13 protein-coding genes are annotated in these 16,870 nt (G+C 70.1%); 9 read left to right on the top strand and 4 right to left on the bottom strand.

The features are described from left to right. Window positions 1–93 precede the first annotated feature (93 nt). The 3 genes from BLW00_RS03250 (at window position 94) to recQ (ending at window position 4,525) form a co-directional block, all read left to right on the top strand. Window positions 94–444 carry a PLDc N-terminal domain-containing protein gene (locus tag BLW00_RS03250; protein WP_092549094.1) on the top strand — a complete coding sequence of 117 codons (351 nt, stop codon included), beginning with the start codon at window positions 94–96 and terminating at the stop codon, window positions 442–444. Continuing rightward, entirely contained in the window at window positions 441–2,252 is a 1,812-nt protein-coding gene (gene menD, locus BLW00_RS03245) for a 2-succinyl-5-enolpyruvyl-6-hydroxy-3-cyclohexene-1-carboxylic-acid synthase (protein WP_092549091.1), read from the top strand. Before BLW00_RS03250 ends, menD begins: the two co-directional genes overlap by 4 nt. Before the next feature lie 125 nt (window positions 2,253–2,377). After that, on the top strand, window positions 2,378–4,525 hold the full coding sequence (gene recQ, locus BLW00_RS03240) for a DNA helicase RecQ (RefSeq protein ID WP_092549088.1): 2,148 nt from the start codon (window positions 2,378–2,380) through the stop codon (window positions 4,523–4,525). 335 nt (window positions 4,526–4,860) lie between these two features. On the opposite strand, the gene BLW00_RS03235 is transcribed toward recQ, so the two are convergent. Next, window positions 4,861–5,523: a type 1 periplasmic-binding domain-containing protein gene (locus BLW00_RS03235; RefSeq protein WP_092549085.1), complete on the bottom strand. Its 663-nt coding sequence runs from the start codon at window positions 5,521–5,523 to the stop codon at window positions 4,861–4,863. 204 nt (window positions 5,524–5,727) lie between these two features. On the opposite strand from BLW00_RS03235, the gene BLW00_RS03230 reads away from it, so the two are divergent. The 3 genes from BLW00_RS03230 to BLW00_RS03220 all read left to right on the top strand — a co-directional run bounded on the left by BLW00_RS03230 (window position 5,728) and on the right by BLW00_RS03220 (window position 10,282). Next, a complete protein-coding gene (locus tag BLW00_RS03230) occupies window positions 5,728–6,948 on the top strand; it encodes a HupE/UreJ family protein (RefSeq protein WP_092549082.1) in 1,221 nt (406 codons plus the stop codon). A 168-nt stretch (window positions 6,949–7,116) separates the two neighbouring features. Further along, window positions 7,117–9,105: a purple acid phosphatase family protein gene (locus BLW00_RS03225; protein WP_092549079.1), complete on the top strand. Its 1,989-nt coding sequence runs from the start codon at window positions 7,117–7,119 to the stop codon at window positions 9,103–9,105. Between the two features lie 94 nt (window positions 9,106–9,199). Further along, a complete protein-coding gene (locus tag BLW00_RS03220; RefSeq protein ID WP_092549076.1) occupies window positions 9,200–10,282 on the top strand; it encodes a WxL protein peptidoglycan domain-containing protein in 1,083 nt (360 codons plus the stop codon). Window positions 10,283–10,302: 20 nt separating this feature from the next. On the opposite strand, the gene BLW00_RS03215 is transcribed toward BLW00_RS03220, so the two are convergent. Together BLW00_RS03215 and BLW00_RS03210 are read right to left on the bottom strand one after the other, a co-directional pair. Next, window positions 10,303–11,070, bottom strand: coding sequence for a DUF305 domain-containing protein (locus BLW00_RS03215; protein ID WP_092549073.1), 768 nt, complete (start codon window positions 11,068–11,070; stop codon window positions 10,303–10,305). Then, on the bottom strand, window positions 11,067–11,777 hold the full coding sequence (locus BLW00_RS03210) for a DUF3105 domain-containing protein (protein WP_245741233.1): 711 nt from the start codon (window positions 11,775–11,777) through the stop codon (window positions 11,067–11,069). The genes BLW00_RS03215 and BLW00_RS03210 overlap by 4 nt, the downstream gene beginning before the upstream one ends. 132 nt (window positions 11,778–11,909) lie before the next feature. On the opposite strand from BLW00_RS03210, the gene BLW00_RS03205 reads away from it, so the two are divergent. Next, window positions 11,910–12,620 carry a lysophospholipid acyltransferase family protein gene (locus BLW00_RS03205; RefSeq protein WP_092549070.1) on the top strand — a complete coding sequence of 237 codons (711 nt, stop codon included), beginning with the start codon at window positions 11,910–11,912 and terminating at the stop codon, window positions 12,618–12,620. An 84-nt stretch (window positions 12,621–12,704) separates the two neighbouring features. Here BLW00_RS03205 and BLW00_RS03200 read toward each other — a convergent pair whose 3' ends face one another. Beyond that, window positions 12,705–13,187, bottom strand: coding sequence for a winged helix-turn-helix transcriptional regulator (locus BLW00_RS03200; protein WP_092549067.1), 483 nt, complete (start codon window positions 13,185–13,187; stop codon window positions 12,705–12,707). Window positions 13,188–13,254: 67 nt separating this feature from the next. Here BLW00_RS03200 and BLW00_RS03195 point away from each other — a divergent pair, with 67 nt between their 5' ends. Together BLW00_RS03195 and BLW00_RS03190 are read left to right on the top strand one after the other, a co-directional pair. Further along, the gene (locus tag BLW00_RS03195) at window positions 13,255–14,490 is read left to right on the top strand and encodes an MFS transporter (RefSeq protein WP_245741231.1); all 1,236 of its coding nucleotides are present in this window, start codon (window positions 13,255–13,257) and stop codon (window positions 14,488–14,490) included. 149 nt (window positions 14,491–14,639) lie between these two features. Then, a complete protein-coding gene (locus tag BLW00_RS03190; RefSeq protein WP_092549064.1) occupies window positions 14,640–16,814 on the top strand; it encodes an acyl-CoA dehydrogenase family protein in 2,175 nt (724 codons plus the stop codon). Window positions 16,815–16,870 lie beyond the last annotated feature (56 nt).

Below are 16,870 nucleotides of genomic sequence, written 5' to 3'. Positions count from 1 at the left end.
CCGCCGTGGCCCGGATCCGTGCGTCTCCTGAGGGTCGGGTTGCGGTTTGGAAACACGCGGCGCACTCCCGGATCACGGGGGTACAGTTACTCCATGGCTCGCGTACTCCTTGCCCTCGTCATCATCGTGGTGGCTTTCACGGTGTACGCGCTCGTCGACTGTCTGATGCTTCCGAAGACACGGGTGAAAGCCCTTCCCCGCGTGGCGTGGTTCTTCATCATCCTGCTGTTCACCCCCATCGGCGGCATCCTCTGGCTGCTGATCGGGCGCGGTCGCCGGGCGACCACTTCCGCGGTGCGCGCGATCGGTCCCGACGACGATCCCGACTTCCTGGGCACCATGCGGCCCATTCACGATCCGAATGAAGACGAGCGCATCCGCGAACTCGAGAAGCGCCTCGCCGAGACCGACGACGAGCAGGACAAAGGCAAGTCCGAGCGGTGACGGCCAGCCCGGCCGCGACGTTCGCCACCCGGCTCGTGCGCGCGTTCGCCGAACTCGGGGTGGAGCACGCCGTGGTCTCGCCCGGTTCGCGCTCGCAGGCGCTCGCGCTCGCGCTCGCCGAGCTCGAGAAGCAGGGGCGGATCACGCTGCACGTGCGCATCGACGAGCGCGTGGCGGCGTTCACGGCTCTCGGTATCGCCCGGGAGAGCGGCAGGCCCGCCCTGGTCGTGACCACCTCCGGTACCGCTGCCGCGAACCTGTTGCCCGCCGTGGTCGAGGCGCACCACTCCGGGGTTCCGATGATCGTGCTCACGGCTGACCGGCCAGCCGCCCTCCGGGGAACGGGCTCGAACCAGACGACGTGGCAGCCAGGCCTCTTCGGCCGTTTCGTGCACGCCGAGCGGGACGTGCCGGCGCCGCAGCCGACGCCGGGCGGCATTCCGGATGCGCGGGAGCTGGCCGCCTTCGCGTTCGTGACGGCGACGAGCGCCGACTCGGGCCCGGTTCACCTGAACCTGCAGTTCGTGGAGCCGCTCTCCGGGACGGTGGAGGAGCCGGATGCGCGGCCCGCGAGCGCCGCATCGGGGAGCGCCGGCGCGGCCACCGAACCCGGCGCATCCGACGCTCCCGAACCAGGCGCACTCGGCGAGTCTGGTGCCTCCGCCGAGCAGGGCGTATCGGGGCGCTCCGGCGGCCCCGCCCGCTCTGTTGCCGCCGCCTCGCTGCATCTCGCCCAGGGGCCGCGCACGGTCGTGATCGCGGGTGCCGATGCGGGGCCCGCCGCCAACGAATTGGCGCTGGCCGCGGGGTGGCCGCTGCTCGCCGAGGTGTCGAGCGGCGCGCGCTTCGGCCCGAACCTCGTCGCGGCCTACCGCGAGCTGCTCGACCACGCCGAGTTCGGAGGGCGGGTCGAACGGGCGGTCGTGTTCGGGCATCCGACGCTCAGCCGTCAGATTCCGGCGTTGCTGCGCCGCGACGGGGTCGAGATCGTGGTGGTGCGGGGGCCGGGAGAAGCGGTACTGCCGCATCCGGACGCCGTGGTCGTCGACGCGGTGACGACCGATCCGGAAGACCGATCCGATCGCGCGGCCCGCGCCTGGACGGGACAGTGGGTCTTCGCGAGCCGCGAACTCCTCGAGGGCGCCGCCGACGAAGTGGCCGCACCGCTCGTCGACGCGGGAGCCTCCGGAGACCTCGCCGGGCAGCGCGATTTCGCCCGCGCCGAGCTCGCCGCGTTGCGGGCGCCGATCACGCGGCGGTCGCTCGCACTCGCGGTGTGGCGGGCGAGCTGGCCGCACGACCGACTGGTGCTCGGAGCATCGCGGCTCATCCGCGAACTCGATGCCGCAGCACCCGGCAAGAAGGTGCCGGTGCACTCGAACCGCGGATTGGCCGGCATCGACGGAACGATCTCGACCGCGATCGGTGTCGCGCTCGCCAGTCAGGCCGCGGGTCGCCGCGGTGGTGCCACTCGAGTGGGCGCCACCCGGGTGCTCCTCGGCGACCTTGCCCTGCTGCACGACGTGGGCGCACTGCTCCTGGCGCCGGGGGAGGCGCGTCCGCGCATTCAGCTCGTCGTGGGCAACGACGGCGGAGGCACCATCTTCGACGGCCTCGAGGTGGCGGCGACGGCCGATCCGGATGCCTTCGACCGGGTGCTGTACACCCCGCAGAGCGTGTCGCTGGCATCGCTCGCCTCGGCCTACGGCTGGGAGCACCGGCTCGTCGCCTTCCGTTCCGACCTCGAGTCTGTGCTGGCTTCGCCGCCGGCCTGGCCGAGCATCGTCGAGGTCGCGCTGTCGCGCTGACGCCGGTGTCGCACGCGGGTGCTTCACGCGACGTCCACTCCTGCACAGCGGGGGTGCGGATGTCGCCTCCCGATCGTTCCTGTGGACAGCGACCGGATGTCGGCAGCGCGAACTAGGCTCGACACGTGACTCAGACATCCGCCTCCGCCGCTCTCGACACCCTCAGCCGGGTCTTCGGGTACGACTCGTTCCGTGGCGATCAGGCGGAGGTCATCGATCACGTCATCGCCGGCGGCGACGCGGTGGTGCTGATGCCCACCGGAGCGGGCAAGTCGCTCTGCTACCAGGTGCCGTCGCTCGTGCGCTCAGGCACCGGCGTGGTCATCTCGCCGCTCATCGCGCTGATGCACGACCAGGTGGAGGCGATGAAGGCCGTCGGCGTGCGCGCCGCGTTCCTCAACTCCACGCAAGACTCCGCCGAGCGCGCCGAGGTCGAGCAGGCCTACCTCTCGGGCGAGCTCGATCTGCTCTATGTCGCGCCCGAGCGACTCTCGGCCGAGAGCACCAAGCGCTTTCTCGAGAACGGCGAGATCGCGCTGTTCGCGATCGACGAGGCGCACTGCGTGTCGCAGTGGGGCCACGACTTCCGGCCCGACTACCTGGCGCTCGCCGAATTGGCCGAGCGGTGGCCGACCGTGCCGCGCATCGCCCTCACGGCCACGGCCACGGAGGCCACGCACAAGGAGATCACGCAGCGGCTCTCGCTCGGCGATGCCCGGCATTTCGTGGCGAGCTTCGACCGGCCGAACATCCAGTACCGCATCGATCCGAAGGGCGAGGTGCGCAAACAGCTGCTGTCGTTCATCCGGTCCGAGCACCAGGGCGACGCGGGCATCGTCTACGGCCTCTCCCGCAACACGGTCGAGAAGACGGCGCAGTTCCTGGCCGAGAACGGCATCGACGCGATGCCGTATCACGCGGGGTTGGATGCGCGGGTGCGCGCCCGCACGCAGGCCCGCTTCCTGCGCGACGAGGGTGTGGTGATCGTCGCCACCATCGCGTTCGGTATGGGCATCGACAAGCCGGATGTGCGGTTCGTGGCCCACATCGACCTGCCGAAATCGGTCGAGGGCTACTACCAGGAGACCGGTCGTGCCGGCCGCGACGGTCTGCCCTCGACCGCCTGGATGGCGTACGGGCTGAACGACGTGGTGCAGCAGCGGCGCATGATCGACGAGTCGCCCGGCGACCTCGCGCACCGGCGCCGCCTCTCGGCCCACCTCGATGCGATGCTGGCGCTGTGCGAGACCGTGAGCTGCCGCCGGGTGAACCTGCTCGGCTACTTCGGGCAGAAGAGCGAGCCGTGTGGCAATTGCGACACCTGCCTCACCCCGCCCGAGTCGTGGGACGGCACGATTCCCGCCCAGAAGCTGCTCTCCACCGTGGTGCGGCTCGACCGCGAGCGCAACCAGCGCTTCGGCGCCGGGCACCTCGTCGACATCCTGCGGGGCAAGCGCACCGATCGGGTGGGGCAGTGGGGGCACGATTCGCTGAGCACCTGGGGCATCGGCACCGAGCTCAGCGAGCAGCAATGGCGTGGCGTGGTGCGTCAGCTGCTCGCCCAGGGTCTGCTCGCGGTGAACGACGACGGCTACGGAACCCTGGTGATCACGCCCGAGAGCGGATCGGTGCTGGCCGGCGAGCGAGTGGTGCAGCTGCGGCGCGAACCCGAGCGCGTGGCGTCGAGCCGTGGCGGCTCGAGCGGCGGTGGCTCGCGAGGTGGCCGCGCCTCGGCGGCCAAAGCCGAGCTGTCGGTGGCCGACGCGGAGCTGTTCGAAGCACTGCGGGCGTGGCGTGCCGCCACCGCGAAAGAGCAGGGCGTGCCGGCCTATGTGGTGTTCCACGACGCCACGCTGGCGACGGTCGCCGCCCTGCGGCCGGCGAGCCTCGCCGAGCTCGAGGGCATTTCGGGCATCGGCGAGCGCAAACGCGAGTCATATGGGCCCGGGCTGGTCGCCACGGTCGTGGCGGGTTCGTTCACGCCGGGCGCAGGCGCGGAAGCCGACGGGGCGGCCGATCCCGGTGCCGGCGGGCGCGGAGCATCCGGCTCGGTAACAGCCGGGCGTGCCACGACCGGTCGCGCATCGGCGGGGCGTGGGGCTTCCTCTCGCAGTTCGTCGTCTCGACGGTCGCCGTCGCCCTCGCCGGCGTCGCCCGCGTTCGCCGACAGCGGTGAGGTGCCGGATGTGCCGTTCTTCGACGATGATGCGCCCCCTTACGACGACGCTCCGCCGTTCGACGACTTCCCGCCCGGCGACCCCTACTCCCGCTGACCCCACGCCCGAACCCGAGCTCGGTGACGCGCTCAGTCGTGTCCGCTGACGTCGCGCCTGGCGTGGCCGTGCTCGGTGACGCGCCTGACCGGTGCCCGGTGAGGCGTCCGCCCCGGCGCTTGGTGACATCGGGTGCTGAGGCCGCGCCTGGTGGGGCTCCGCTCGGTGACGCGCCTGACCAGCGCCCGGTGACGCTCCTGACCGGTGCCCGGTGAGGCGCCTGCCCCCGCGCTGACGTCGCGCGCTGAGGCTGCGCTCGGCGACGCGCCTGGCCCCCGCACGCTGCCCTGCGCCCGCAGACACCGTGGCCGCTGAGCCGCACTGGGCAGCGCGCGTCAGTCGATCCAGATGACGATGCCGGTCTCGTCGTGCAGCACGGCGGCCATCCCCGCCCGCACCGCGGCCGCGCACCGCTCGGGAGTGAACGTCGCGGGGTCGTAGTGCGACGACGCACCGAGCCCTTCACCGCGGAACGCCGCCCCGGTCCAGTCCACGGCGGTGACGTTCTCCGTCGGCTCGGCGAGTTCGGCCCCGATGACGAGGAATTGCTGATCGAGGTGACTCGCCGTGACGGCGGCCAGCGGATCGATGAGGTCGTTGCCGGCGCTGATGATGAGGTCGGGCTGCATCTGCATCGCTTCGACGACGGAATCGATGGGGTTCGCTCCCGCCTCGACCTCCCGGAGGTCGACCTGCTCGTCGTGGGCCCAGGAGCGCACTGCACCGGTCATGGCGTCCTCGGCATCGCCGTCGCCGGCCCAGAGCAGCACCACCCGTAGGCCGGCTGAGGGATGCACGTCGTTCCACGAACCCTCGGTGGGATCGATGGTCGCCTCGGGGCTGGGCGGGTCGGCCGGCAGGAAGCCGTCGCCCAGCGCACCGACGGCGGTGGGCATCGCGTGCGGCTGACTCCAGTCGCCGGCCGAGCATCCGCTCAGGAACGCGGCGAGCAGGAGGGAGACCGTGAGAGATGCGAGAGTCTTCGGGTGCGGGCGCAACGGGATTCTTCCTCCGATGGCGGACGGGATCGAACGGTGGCGGACAGCAGGGGACAGCAGCCGCCGGTCGCACCCCAGCCTGGCGCACGACAGGTCGTGTCCTCCTGCCGACGGTCGACTGTTCGCGCGACGTTCCTCTTCGGTCGGCAATCCGTTCACCACCTGAGGTCAGCCTGAACGTCGCGGATCGGCAGAAGGGCACCCATGAGCAAGCACGCGAGCAGACCGTTGCTCCTCCTGGCGGCGGCCCTGATCGGGCTCGCCGCCCTGGCCGGCGCTCCCGCCGCGGCATCGGCGCACGGCTTCTCCTCGGTGGTGCTGGTCGACCTCGGCACCGATGACGCTGGAGACCTCCAGGCGGAGTTGCGGCTCGAATACGACCTGCTCGTCGTCTCCGCCGCGGATGCCGAGGGCGACGACCCGTTGTTCCGGGCCGGCACCGATGCATTCGACGCAGGCGATCCCGATGCCGAGATCGAGGCGCTGGAGGGTCACCTCGATTCCGTGCTCGCCTACGTCGACGAGCGCTTCACGGTCGCGACACCCTCCGGAGAGGTGTGCGACACCGCGGTCACCGAGCCGATCACCATGACCGAAGAAGAAGGCGCGCCCTACGCGGTGCTCGTGCTCGATCTCCGCTGCACCGATTCCGGCGATGGTCACGTGATCCGCTCGGCGCTGTTCCCCGATTCCGAACAGTACGTGACCGGCACCAAGACCATCGTCTCCTACGACATCGACGGGCGCACGGGCAGCGCGTCGCTCGACGCCGCTCAGCCCTCGTTCTCGACCGGTCAGAGCTTCTTCGAGCGGTTCTGGGAGTTCTTCCATCTCGGCGCCGAGCACCTGCTCACCGGCATCGACCACATCCTCTTCCTGCTCGCACTGATCGCCGGATCGCGTCGCTTGCGCGAAGTCGTGCTGGCTGCGACCGCGTTCACGATCGCGCACTCGGTCACGTTCATCCTGGCCGCGACGGGCGTGGTCACGGTGCCGGCCGCGATCATCGAGCCGATCATCGCCATCTCCATCTCGATCGTGGCTGCCTGGTATCTCTGGCGGCTCTGGCGCCGTGGTGCCGCCGCCACCGAGCTCGACTCGACCAGCGGCCCGCTCGGCCTCGATCGAGCCGGCTGGTTGCGGCTGCTCGTCGTCTTCGCCTTCGGCTTGGTGCACGGGCTCGGTTTCGCGAGCGCACTCGGCATCGATCAGCCTTGGTCGTGGACGCTGCTCTGGTCGCTGCTGGTGTTCAACGTGGGCATCGAGGTGGTGCAGCTGACGATCATCGCCATCGTGTTCCCGTTGCTCGTGCTGCTGCGTCGGCGCGCCCCCCGGCTCGGTCTCTGGGCCACCGGGGCGCTGGCCGTCTCGGTGACCGTGGCCGGACTGATCTGGTTCGTACAGCGCCTTCTCGGGATCGGTTAGAAAGTTGCTGCACATGAAGCAAACTCACAAAGCTGAGAATTCGCCGAGAACCATTCCCGGGTCGGAAACGCGTACGGCAGTCGACGTTCATGTCGAATTCTCCTCCCGCGCGAATCATGTGAAACGCCCACGCCCCGTGGGACATCGTGATCACGAGAACGGATGAGAATGTCAACTCTCACTGCACCTGCACGACCCCGGCGCGCGGCCACCCGCGCGACCGCGTGGCTTGCGGCAGCTGCGCTCTGCACTTCGGCCCTGGTGGGCGCCTTCGCGGCCACCCCGGCTCACGCCGCCGATCCGGTCAACCTGACCGGCATCATCCTCGGCGTCGGTGCAGACGAATCACAGCGCATCGTCACCTGGTACTCCTCGGCCGACACGACGCAGGTCGTGCAGCTCGCGCCGACGGCAGCGGTCTCCAACGGCCAGTTCCCCGCCGACGCCAAGACCTTCTCGGCTCTCGGCGCAGCGAACATCGCCTCCAGCGGTGGTTTCAACCGTCACGCCACCATCACCGACCTGACCGAGAACACCGCGTACTCCTACCGCGTCGGCTCGGTCGACGGCTGGTCGCAGGCCTACACCTTCAACACCCGCACCTTCGACGGCGACTACGACTTCCTGTTCTACGGCGACCCGCAGATCGGTTCGTCGGGCAACCTCGCGAAGGACCAGGCCGGCTGGACCGACACGCTCGACGTGTCGCTGGCCGCCAACCCGAACGCCGAACTCCTCGTGTCGGGCGGCGACCAGGTCGAGACCGCCAACACCGAGATCCAGTGGGACGCGTTCCTCGCCCCCGACAAGCTGCGCCAGTACCCCTGGGCCGCCACGATCGGAAACCACGACGTGGGTGGAAAGGCGTACGAGCAGCACCTGTTCACGCCGAACACCGACCGTTCGGCCGCCTACTACTCCAACGGCCAGCCGACCTCGAACACCTCGGGTGGCGACTACTGGTACATCTACAAGGACGTGCTGTTCATCGACCTCAACAGCAACAGCTACAAGACCTCGCAGGGCGGGGGCGGAGACGACGCCCACGTCGGCTACGTCACCGACGTCGTGAACCAGCACGGCGCCGAGGCCAAGTACACCGTGCTCGTGTACCACCACTCGATCTACTCGCCGGCCGCGCACGCGAAGGACGGCGACAACAAGCAGCGCAAGATCGACTTCCCCACCGTGTTCTCGAACCTCGGCGTCGACCTGGTTCTCCAGGGCCACGACCACAGCTACTCGCGCAGCTACGAGATCAAGAACGGCGCCAAGGCGAACCCGGATGAGCAGCCCGGCCAGAACGAGGTCTTCCCCGGCCCCGGCGGAGTCATCTACGTCACCGCGAACTCGGCCTCCGGCTCGAAGTACTACGACATCACCGCGCCCGACGACAGCGGCACCTCGGGAGCCGGGAACGGCGCCGACCCGCTGAACCCGCAGAGCTACTGGTACAACTCGGTGCAGAACCAGGAGCACGTGCGCAGCTACGTCAAGGTGCAGGTGCAGAAGGACCAGCTCGTGGTCGAGAACATCCGCAGCGGCACGTGCGACGCCCCCAACGCCGCGGTCGAGCTCGGCAACGTGCCGTGGTGCGGGCCGGACAGCGGCGCCACCCCGGCCCAGCCGGTCGGCTCCGTCGTCGACGCGGTCACCATCCACCAGAACCACGGTGACAACCAGGAGATCGCGGTGACCGTGCCCACGGCCGCCCCCGGTGAATTCGGCTGGAAGATCGACGGCCGCAACACGCTCGTCGACCTCGGCACCGCCGTGGACCACGACGGCGACTACTTCGAGGCGAACGGGCAGATCAACCCGATCGTCGTCACCGACACCCGCCAGTCGCTCGCTCCGTGGTCGATCTCGGCCTCGGTCGGCGACTTCCGCGACGGCACGAACACCTTCTCCGGCAAGTACCTCGGCTGGACCCCGAAGGTGATCGAGCAGGGTGCGGGCGCCACCGCCGGCGCCGCGATCCCGACGGGCTACGACAGCGGACAGGGCCTGTCGGTCTCCCGCGGCCTGTCGTTCGCCGACGAGGGCCACGAGCGTGGCACCGCGAAGGTCGGCGCCGACCTGGCGCTGAAGATCCCCGGTCTGGTCGACTCGGGCAGCTACCGCGCCACCCTCACCCTGACTGCGCTGAGCAGCTAGGCGTGAACCGCGTGCCGGATGGTGCGGCGGCCACCAGCCCCGCGCCATCCGGCACGATCCCGTTCCACCCACCAACCCACCCGACGAGGATTCCATGACCGTGTCTCTGGCCCGTTCCACCCGCGCCGCTCTCGCTCTGGCCGCCACCGCGGCCGTCGCGCTGGGCGCCCTGCTCCTGCCCGCGATGCCGGCGCACGCGGCCGACGGCGACGCCGACTGGGCGGTGCGCACGGCGACGACCGACCAGGGCACAGACCGCACCAGCTACACGTTCGCGCTCGACCCGGGCGCAGCCGTCGACGACACCCTCGTCGTCACGAACCACGGCACGACACCGCTCGATCTCGGCGTCTACGCCGCCGACGGCTACACCACCGACAGCGGCCAGTTCGACGTGGTCGTCGGCGGGGCCGAGTCGACCGCCATCGGCGCCTGGGTGCACACCGCGAATCCCACGGTGCACCTCGAGCCCGGCGCCACCGCCGATGTGCCGTTCACCCTGACCATTCCGCAGAATGCCACCCCGGGCGACTACGCGGGCGCCATCGTCACCTCGCTCACCCAGGCCGACGACGAGCAGGGCATCAACGTCGACCGGCGCCTCGGCATCAAGATCTCCCTGCGCATCGGCGGCGATCTCGCCCCGGCGCTCGCCATCGAGAACATGCATGTCGACTACGACGGCGGATGGCTGCCGTTCGCGGCGGGCGACGCCGTGATCGGCTACACCCTGCACAACACCGGCAATGCCGTCGTCTCGGCCCAGCAGGCCGCCGGAGTCACGGGGCCGTTCGGCTGGTTCCCGAGTGATGCGGGCGAGGTGGAGGCCCCGCCGCAGCTCCTCCCCGGCGAGTCGTGGACGGTGAGCGTGCCGGTGACAGGCGTGCCGCCGGTCTTCCTGCTGACCGCGACCGCGACGGTCGGGCCGATCGTGCTCGACGCATCCGGATCGACGACCAGTCTCGACCCGGTGACGGCGAGCGCGAACGGGTGGGCGGTGCCGTGGACCCTGGTCATCCTCGTGCTCGTGCTCGCGGCGCTGATCGTGCTCGCGGTGATCGTGCGCCGCCGCACTCGGGCCGCACGCAAGGCCCGTGAAGACGCACGGGTGCAGGAGGCGGTGGAGCAGGCGCTCGCCGCGACGAAGGCCTCCGCCGAGGTGACCCACTCGGCCTGACGCCGGTCTCGGCCGAGGCGCTACGCGCCGCCGCGGGCGGCCAGGAGTTGACGCATGTAGTCGATCTCGCCCGTCTGCGCGAAGGTCATGGCCTTCGCCAGGGGCACGACGAGCGGATTCGTCGTGCGGTCGAGCACGGCTTCGGCCATCTCGACCCCGCCGAGGTGGTGCGCGATCATCAGCTGGAGGAAGAGACGCTCGGCGTCGACACCGGTCAGTTGCGAGAGTCGCGCGAGGTCGTCGGCCGAGGCCATGCCGGGCATCGGGTCGCCCGGCTTCATCCCGCTCGAATCGATCGCGCCCGTCGTGGCCGAGACCCCGCCGTGCTCGTGTGAGTCGGAGCCGGCGCCCGAGAGCGTCGGCTGCGTCATCCAGGTCATCGCGGGCTGCGAGGATGCCTGCGGCAGGTTCCAGGAGTTCAGCCACGCGTACATCTGCCCCGACTGCTGAGCCTGCGTCGTGGCGATGTCATAAGCGAGCTGTCGGATGTCAGGATCGTCGGTCTGCTCACGCACGATCATGGCCATCTGCACCGCCTGGTCGTGGTGCTGCTGCATGTCGCGGGCGAAGCCGGCCTCGACACTGGTGTCGGAGGGGGTGGCCGTCCGGGGCGCGGCGAGCCATCCTGCCGCGAAAGCCACCACGGCCACGAGCACCGCGGCGATGACGCCGGCGATCACGACACGCCCGCGGGGGCGACGCGGTGGCGCGGTGGGGTCAGGCGAGTCCAGCGGGCCGGGCTCCGCAGAGGTCGCCTCGGCGGAGCGCGCTGTGCCCTCGTCGGTCACGCGACCTTGCCGGGCGCGTCCAGACCGCCGGTGCAGGGGGCTCCCGGCTCGGGCGCGTCGGCCGACTTCCAGAACTTCGCCACGAAGTCCTTCAGGCGCGGGTCGTCGACGCCGTCAAGGAATACCTGGTTGCCCCAGGCGGAGGCGACGACCGGCGCACTCAGGCCCTCGAAGGGCGAGAGCACCACGTAGGTGTCGGGCAGCTGCGACCGCAGCGTCTCGATTCCTCCTGCGTCGACCTGGGCCGGATCGTAGGTGACCCAGACGGCACCGTGCTCGAGGTCGTGCACGGCGTTCTCGTTGGGAACCGGCTCGGAGTAGACGCCGCAGTTGAGCCAGACGCCGTTGTGGTCGCCGCCGGCGGGTGGGGTCTGCGCATAGTCGACGGTGCCGTCGACGTGGTTCGCGGTGAGGCCGGGGTAGGTCTGCAGGCCTTCGATCGAGATCGCCGATGGATCGGCCTTCGGAGTGTTGCTCGTGACCACGAACGTCACGAGCAGGGCGATCGCCGCCACGCCGGCGACGCCGCCGATGATCCAGCCGATCAGGCGGTTGCGCCGCTGCCGCTTCTGCTGGGCGACCATCGCCGCCACCTTCTCGGCGCGGCGGGCATCCCGCTCTTGCTTGACCGTGAGTTTCTTGGCCTGTTCCTTCGCCTTCGGCGGAACGGAATTCGACGGACGCTGGGGATCGGAACGGGGAGGCACGGCTCTCATTTCGATGGCGGCGAGCAAGGGAGTTGACGCTACAACTATCTCCAGGATGCCTGGAAGATCCATGTATGCGCAACGAGGCAGGGTATAGCCGAGCGGGCATATGCCGCGTGTGAGGATCGGTGGATGTTCAAGTCGGTCGCGCGCGCGGTGGCTCGCCCCGTCTCGAGGGTCGTCTACCGGCCGACGATCACCGGCCGCGAGAACGTGCCTCGTCAAGGCCCGGTGCTCTTCGCGAGCAATCACCTGAGCTTCATCGACAGTGTCGTGATCACGGTCGTCGCGCCGCGCGACGTCCGCTTCCTCGCCAAGGCCGAGTACTTCACCGGGAGCGGAGCCCGCGGCGCGCTGTCGAAGGCGTTCTTCGAGTCGATCGGCGCGATCCCGGTCGATCGCGAGAGCAACACCGCCGCCCAGGACTCCCTCGAGCGCGGCCGCGAAGTGCTCGAGGAGGCCGGGGCGTTCGCCATCTACCCCGAGGGCACCCGCTCCCGCGACGGCCGCCTCTACAAGGGTCGCACCGGGGTCGCCTGGCTCGGGCTCACCACCCGGTGCCCGATCGTTCCGGTCGCCCTGACCGGAACTCCGGACCTGTTGCCCGTGGGAGCGAGGGTTCCGCGCATCCGGCCGGTCACGATCCAGTTCGGCCAGCCCATCGACTCGGCTTCTTACGGCGAAGCATCCTCGGCGAGGGCCCGCCGCCGCCTCACCGACGACGTGATGACCGCCATCGGCGCGATGTCACGCCAGGAACTCGCGGGCGCCTACAACGAACCCCCGCCGGCGAACGTGGTCGAGCGGATGCGCCGCGCCCTGCATCGCAACGACCCGAGCTGACCCGCGCCCGCCCCGCGCGACTCGTCCCAAAACGGCCCAAAACCCGGCGTCTGGCACAATTCGGGACGAGTCGGGGCGGGGTAGCTACCAGGTGACGCGAGCCGCGGGGCCGGGCACGAAGGACACCTCGTCGGGGCCGAGGGCTTCGCCCGACGCGGTCACGAAGGCGAGCTCCACGGGCTCGCGGTCGTGCGCGTCGACCATGCGCGAGCTGGCCCCGCCCGAGTAGGGGTGGAACTCGTCTCCCCACTGCACGAGCGCGCCGATCACCAGCGCGAGGCCCTGGCCGCTCTCGGTGAGGTGGTAGCTCGAGCGCTCGCGCGATCCGGGCTCGCGGTAGGCCCGCTTCTCGAGCACTCCCGCTTCGACGAGCTTCGCGAGCCGGGTGGCGAGGATGTCGCTGGGTGCTCCGAGCGAATCGCGGAACTCCGAGAAGCGCGTGTTTCCGCGCAGTGCATCGCGCACGATCAGCAGCGACCACTTCTCGCCGACGATGTCGAGCGAGCGCACGATCTGGCAGCGGGCTTCGGAGTCGGTGCCGGCTTGCGCATCCTTCAACTGTCCCATGCGCCCCAGGGTACGCCGAAGATGGCTAAATTGGCAATTCCAACCGAGAGGGCGTACTGTGGCCGGCATGACGAAAAAGTGGAGCCTGTCGCGGCGCGGCACATTCTGGTCGGCCTCGGCCGTGCTCGCCCTGTGTCTGTGGGCCAGCGGCGCGCCGAGCGTGCTCTATCCGGTCTACGCGGCCGAGTGGCACCTGCCCGCCGTCGTCACCACCTCGGTCTTCGGCACCTATCCGCTCGCGCTCCTGATCGTCCTGCTCTTCTTCGGCGGGCTTTCCGACAGCATCGGACGTCGTCGCGCCATGCTGCTCGGCATCGGGCTGATCGCCGTGGCCGCGCTGGCCTTCGCGTTCGCGCCGAACGTGGGCTGGCTCTACCTCGGGCGTCTGCTGCAGGGGGTGGGCACCGGTTTCGCCCTCGGCGCCGCGAGCGCCGCCCTGGTCGAGAACAACACCTCGTCGAACCCGCGCATCGCGAGCACTCTCACCACTGCCTCGACGGCCACCGGGCTGACGCTCGCCCTGCTGGTGTCGGGCGTGCTCGCGCAGTACGCGCCGTTGCCCTTGTTCCTGAGCTTCGCCGTGCTCTTCGTTCTCGGCGGCGTGGCCTTCCTCGCCGTCTGGCTGACGCCCTCCGACACCGCGGGTCTCGGCCGCCCGACGTGGCGGCCGAAGCCCCTCAAGCTGCCCCGCGGCATCCTGCTCGCGTTCATCGCGGCGACCACCTCGGTCTCGCTGGCCTACAGCGTGGGCGCGATCTTCCTCTCGCTCGGCTCCCAGATGGCCCGCGACTTCACGGGCACCACGAACCTCCTGGTGGTGGGCGCACTGCTCGGCATCTCCTCCATCGCGATCGGCGTCACGGCCCTCTTCCTCGGCAAGGTGCCGGCGCACGTCACGATCATCATCGGCGGGGTGATCTCGCTCGCGGGGCTGGGCCTCATGGCAGGCGCCGCGGCATCCGGGTCGGTCGCGCTCTTCCTCGCCTGGTGCGTTGTGGGCGGCGTCGGCTACTCCTTCGCCTTCACCGGCGGCCTCGGTCTCGTGAACCGTGCAGCGCCCGCGCGCCACCGCGGCGCGACGCTCTCGATGCTCTACCTGTTCTCCTACCTGCTGCAGGCGATCACCGCGATCGGCGCGGGCGCGCTCGCCACGGCGCTCGGCCTCGGGCCGGCAGTCGACGTGCTGGCGCCGCTGGTGGGCGTGCTCGCGGCGGGGGCTGTCACGCTCGCCGCGGTGGACCTCGCGGTTGGTCGTCGACGGGCCTCCGCTTTGTCGGCCTCCGTAGTACAAACCCACGCCTGACTGTGGGATGTCCACAGTGCGACTTCGCACGTCTCCGGCCTCTTTTGTAGGCGGCGAACGGCGGATTGTCACCGGTCCCGGCCCGCGTTCTAGCGTAGGAATCGGCTCGGCGTGCCCCGGTTGGGCGTGCCACGACGATGAGGACGACAATGACGCACACGGTCGACACCACGAACTCCCCTTCCGCCCGCCGTGAAGACGACGCGGTGCAGGCGGATGCGATCGAGAGCGAGCTCGACGCCTCCGCCCGGATCCCGAAGCGCTCCGGCCGCGCGTCGACGAGCGACGTGGTGGTGGCCCGCACCGACGTGGAGTGGCTCGGTCAGTACTTGCTCGGCACCTGGGCCGACGTGCGCCTCGGCGCGCGTGAGCTCAGCGCCCGTCCCGACCTGCAGCGCATCGACGGCCAGACGCTCGATGAGCACCGCGCCCGCGTCTCGGGCCAGCTGAAGTTGCTCGTGGAGCACGGGCAGGTGCACCGCGCCTTCCCCGAGTCGGTCGGCGGGGCCGACGACCACGGCGGCAACATCGCCGGCTTCGAGGAGCTGGTGCTCGCCGATCCGTCGTTGCAGATCAAGTCGGGCGTGCAGTGGGGCCTGTTCGGCGCCGCGGTGCTCCACCTCGGCACGGAGTACCACCACAAGGCGTTCCTGCCCGCGATCATGAGCCTCGAGGTGCCCGGCGCCTTCGCGATGACCGAGACCGGACACGGGTCGGACGTCGCGGCCATCGGCACCACGGCCACCTACGACGAGTCCGCCGGCGAGTTCGTGCTGCACACGCCGTTCCGCGGGGCCTGGAAGGACTACCTCGGCAACGCCGCCGTCGACGGCATCGCGGCGGTGGTGTTCGCGCAGCTCGTGACCAAGAATGTGAACCACGGCGTGCACGCCTTCTACGTGCCGATCCGGGATGCGGTGACCGGCGAATTCCTGCCCGGCGTCGGCGGAGAGGATGATGGCCTGAAGGGCGGGCTGAACGGCATCGACAACGGCCGCTTGCACTTCGACCAGGTGCGCATCCCGCGCCTGAATCTGCTCAACCGCTACGGCGACGTGGCCGAGGACGGCACCTACTCGAGCTCCATCGAGAGCCCCGGGCGCCGCTTCTTCACCATGCTCGGCACCCTGGTGCAAGGGCGCGTGTCGCTCGACGGCGCCTCCGTGGCCGCGGCGAAGGTGGCGCTCACCATCGCCATCACCTACGGCAACGAGCGCCGCCAGTTCACGGCCGGCAGCGACACCGACGAGGAGGTGCTGCTCGACTACCAGCTGCACCAGAAGCGGCTCATCCCGAAACTCGCCACCACCTACGCCGCGAGCTTCGCGCACGAACAGCTGCTGACGAAGTTCGACGAGGTGTTCTCGGGCCGCGCCGACAGCGACGACGACCGGCAAGACCTCGAGACCCTCGCCGCCGCGCTCAAGCCGCTCAGCACCTGGCACGCCCTGGAGACCCTGCAGGAGGCACGTGAGGCCTGCGGCGGCGCCGGGTTCCTGGCCGAGAACCGCCTGGTCGGGCTGCGCGCCGATCTCGACATCTACGCCACCTTCGAGGGTGACAACCACGTGCTGCTGCAGCTGGTGGCCAAGCGCCTGCTCTCGGACTACTCGCGCCGCTTCGCGAAGGCCGACTTCGGCGTGCTCGCCCGCTATGTGGTGGAGCAGGCGGCCGACAAGACGGTGAACGGATCGGGACTGCGCTCCCTCGCCCAGACGGTGGCCGACTTCGGGTCGACCGCGCGCTCCGTGGGTCAGCTGCGCGACGCATCCGCTCAGCGCCAGCTGCTCACCGACCGCGTCGAGACGATGGTGGGCGAGGTGGCGGCGAAGCTGCGGCCGGCGTCGAAGCTGTCGCAGAAGGATGCCGCCGACCTCTTCAACCTGCACCAGAGCGAGATCATCGAAGCGGCCCGAGCCCACGCCGAACTGCTGCAGTGGGAGGCGTTCACCGAGGCCCTGGAGGGTTCGGCCGGCCTCACCTCGGGCATGCACGACGGAACCCGCGTGGTGCTCACCTGGCTCCGTGACCTGTTCGGGCTCGGGCTCGTCGAGAAGCACCTCGCCTGGTACCTGATGAACGGACGGCTCTCGCCCAAGCGGGCGCAGGCGGTGGGGCTCTACACCGAGCGGCTGTCGGCGCGCATCCGGCCGCACGTACAAGACCTGGTGCGGGCGTTCGGCTATGGCCCGGAGCACGTGCGGGCCTCGATCGCCACCGGCGCCGAGAAGGCCCGCCAGACCGAGGCGCGCGACTACTACCGCGCCGCCCGGGCTGCGGGCACCCTCCCCGCCCCGGAGAAGAAGCCCGCCCGCAAACGCTGACGCCCCCGCCCCATTCCTCGCGAGACGCCAATTTTCGCCCTTCCCGTCGTGTTTTT

This window comes from Herbiconiux ginsengi (assembly GCF_900107435.1).
In the GTDB taxonomy this organism is placed as follows: Bacteria; Actinomycetota; Actinomycetes; order Actinomycetales; family Microbacteriaceae; genus Herbiconiux; species Herbiconiux ginsengi.
This window is presented reverse-complemented; position numbering and strand designations above follow the sequence as displayed.